The organism is Microbacterium sp. ISL-103, assembly GCF_018613995.1.
Classification (GTDB): domain Bacteria; phylum Actinomycetota; class Actinomycetes; order Actinomycetales; family Microbacteriaceae; genus Microbacterium.
Map to the genome: position 1 here is coordinate 8,051 of NZ_JAGGPD010000108.1, position 3,464 is coordinate 11,514.

The 3,464-nt window shown below is 68.5% G+C and carries 2 protein-coding genes; both read left to right on the plus strand.

Annotated features, from left to right (window positions below; all coding sequences use genetic code 11):
- Positions 1 to 1,750: prolyl oligopeptidase family serine peptidase (locus tag J7E68_RS05020; protein ID WP_215170436.1), on the plus strand; the 1,750-nt coding region annotated here is incomplete at its 5' end.
- Positions 1,751 to 1,881: 131 nt separating this feature from the next.
- Positions 1,882 to 3,464, plus strand: a 1,583-nt coding sequence (locus tag J7E68_RS05025; RefSeq protein ID WP_215170438.1) for an ABC transporter substrate-binding protein, incomplete at its 3' end; no start/stop codon positions are given.

Below are 3,464 nucleotides of genomic sequence, written 5' to 3' on the forward strand. Positions count from 1 at the left end.
GCCCGGCCGGGCCGACCTCGCGCGGCTGGTCGAGAATCACCCCGACGGCGCACGCGGACGCGTCTGGCGCGCACCAGGGCAGCCCTCCGAGCTGCTGCCCTTCCCGGTGAGCGTCGGCGCGATCCTCACCTCCGACGGGCAGTGGCTGATCGACCTCGACGACGACGGAGGCTCGGAGGTCGGGGGCCTGGTCGCCTTCGCCGTCGACGGCTCGGAGCGCATCGCGCTCACGCCCGGCCGCGCACCCTACGTGGTGCGCGGGCTGGAGTCGTCGTTCGACGGCTCGCACATCGTCGCGACCGTCGTCGATGAAGACGGCTTTCACGTGCTCGTCATCCCGGCGGCGCCGTGGGGTGAGCCCCGGGTCGTCTATTCGAACCCGATCGAGGCCTGGTACGGCCAGATCTCGCCCGACGCCTCGCTGATCGCCGTCGACACGACGGCGCACAACCCCGGCATCCGTCGCCCGCTGCTCACGGTCGTCGATGGAGTGACCGGCGAGACGATCGCGACGCTCGACGACCTCCCGGCAGGGCCGGTGCGCAGTGTGCGATTCGCGTCGGATGCGGGCGACGACCGTCTGCTGCTGAACACCGAGCGCTCGGGCTTCGCGCGCCCTGTGATCTGGAACGTTCGCACGGACGAGCGTCAGGACGTCGATCTGCCCGAGCTCGCCGGAGAAGTGATCCCGGTCGACTGGCACTCGCCGTCGGGCAGGATCCTCGCGGTGCACATCGCCGACGGCATCCACCGCCTGCTCGAGATCGACGAGGGTGGCGGGTCGACGCGTGTCGTGGCCGAGGGCGGCAGCTTCGCCGATCCCGACGTGGCCGACCTGCATCCGTTCCAATGGGCGTCGTACTACGCGCCGAACGGTGCGATCCGGGCCGTGCGCTCGTCATGGGACATTCCTCTGCACATCGATGAGATCGCCGCAGACGGAACCAGCACGACGCTGATCGAACCCGCAGCAGTGCCCGCCGGGCATCCACTCACCTCCGCCATGGTCGAGAGCGCCGACGGCACGCGCGTGCAGCTGTGGTGGGCGCGCCCCGAGGGCGTCGAGCCCCGCGGCACGGTGCTCGAGATCCACGGCGGCCCGATGCTCGTCACGATCGACGCGTACAACCCCTCGGCGCAGGCGTGGCTGGATGCCGGCTTCGCCTATGCCTCGCTCAACTACCGCGGCTCGGTGACCTTCGGGCGTGCGTTCCGCGAAGGGTTCTGGGGAGCAGGAGGCGACCGAGAGATCGAAGACGTCGCCGCAGCGATCGCCTGGTTGCGCGAGCAGGGTCTCGCCGACCCCGCGTCGACCTTCATCACCGGCGCCTCGTACGGCGGGCACATGACGCTGCTGAGCGTCGGGCGACTCCCCGACCTGTTCGCCGGCGGGCTCGCACACGTCGCCGTCGCCGACTGGACGGCCGCGATCGCGTCGATGAACCCGGCCGTGCGCTCGGTGTGGAGCTCGTGGGTGCCGCCCGAGATGGTCGAGCGCTTCTCGGCGGTGTCGTACCTCGACGACGTGACGGCCTCGGTCTGGATCAATCAGGGATCCATCGACACCAGGACGCCCATCATCGGGGTGCAGCGCTACGTCGACGGGCTCGGCGCGCGGGGCGGCGACGTCGTGCTCGACATCTTCGAGGGCGGCCATGAGCCCACCGGCCTCGAGGCGGCCGCGATCGACCAGCGCCGCATGCACGAGCTCGCTCTGCGGACGCTCTCGGGGGACCGCTGGGATCGTTGATCTCGCCGCTAGTCACGAACATTGACTAAAAGGCTTGCTATCTTTCCGGGTCAGTTCTAGAGTCAGACCCACCACAGCACGACAGCACTCCCGAACTGTCCCTCAGTAGCCCGATCACAGGAGATCCGACCATGTCGAAATCGCCCCTTCGCACTGTTGTACCCGCATCCCGTCGTGGCATCATCGCCGCCCTCACCGCCGCCGCACTCGTCGGCTCGCTGGCAGCCTGCTCGCCGACGTCCGCGACGCCCGAGCCGAGCGAGGTCGCGGTCGTCGACGGCGGCGAGATCGTGATCGGAGCCGAGCAGGAGCCCGACTGCGCCGACTGGATCGCCACCTGCGGCGGATCGATCTGGGGCACGTACATCATGCAGATCCCGACGCTGCCCGGTGTCTTCCAGACGCGACAGGTCGACGACGAATGGGTGCCGGTGCCCTCTGATCTGGTCACCGCAGAACCCGAGGTCGAGGTCGCAGACGACGGCACCCAGACCATCACCTACTCGATCAACCCGGATGCGGTGTGGTCCGACGGCGAGCCCATCACCTCGGCCGACTTCGAGTACACGGCGCTGCAGATCCGCGACGGCGACGACATCTTCGACAAGACCGGCTACGACCGCATCGCCTCGATCGACGCGACCGACCCCGCCACCGCGGTCGTCACACTGAGCTCGCCCTACGCCGGATGGCGCACCCTGTTCAGCGTCTACGGCATCATGCCGGCGCACCTGCTCGAAGGCCAGGACCGCAACGCGCTGATGGCAGACGGCTACGACTTCAGCGGCGGCCCGTGGAAGATCGACACCTGGACCCGCGGCACCTCGGTCACGCTCGTCCCGAACGAGAACTACTGGGGCGAGAAGCCGCACCTCGACAAGGTGACGTTCCTCTTCCTCCCCGACACCACAGCCGCGTTCCAGGCTCTCAAGAGCGGCCAGGTGAGCGCGCTCTACCCCTCGCCGCAGCTCGACGCGCTGAACCAGATCGAGGCAGGGCTTCCGGGCATCCAGTCGCAGGTCGATGCCCGCAGCGGCAACCTCGAGGCGATCTGGCTGAACAACTCGGCAGCGCCGTTCGACTCGGTCGCCGTGCGGCAGGCGTTCGCCTACTCGATCGACCGCGATGCGATCGTCTCGCGCCTGTTCGGCAGCCTCGGCATCGACGAGGCGCAGCAGAGCTTCAACTCACCGATGGTCGCCCCGTTCGCGGCCGACGACTTCTCGCAGTACTCGCTCGATCTCGACAAGGTCGACGAGCTGATGGAGGGCGACGGCTGGTCGAAGGACTCCGATGGCGTCTGGGCGAAGGGCGGCGAGACGGCGACGTTCTCGATCAAGACCCTCGCCGGCAACAAGCGCCGCGACCTCACCGTGCAGGTGCTGCAGTCGCAGCTCGCGGATGCCGGGTTCGAGATGACCATCGACCAGGTGACTCCCGCCGACCTGTTCGGCACGATCGCCCCGCAGGGTGAGTTCCAGGCCGGCCTCTGGGCACTGGTCGACACCTTCCCGGACCCCACGCTCAGCTCGACGTTCTCGTCGGTCAACATCCCGAGCGAGGCGAACGGCTATTCCGGCATCAACTTCTACCGCACCGACATCGAGGGCCTCGACGACATGCTCGGTCAGGTCGACAGCGAGGTCGACCCGGATGCGCGCATCGCGGTGTCGCAGGAGGCTGACGCGCTGATCGCCGAGAACGTGCCGTCGCT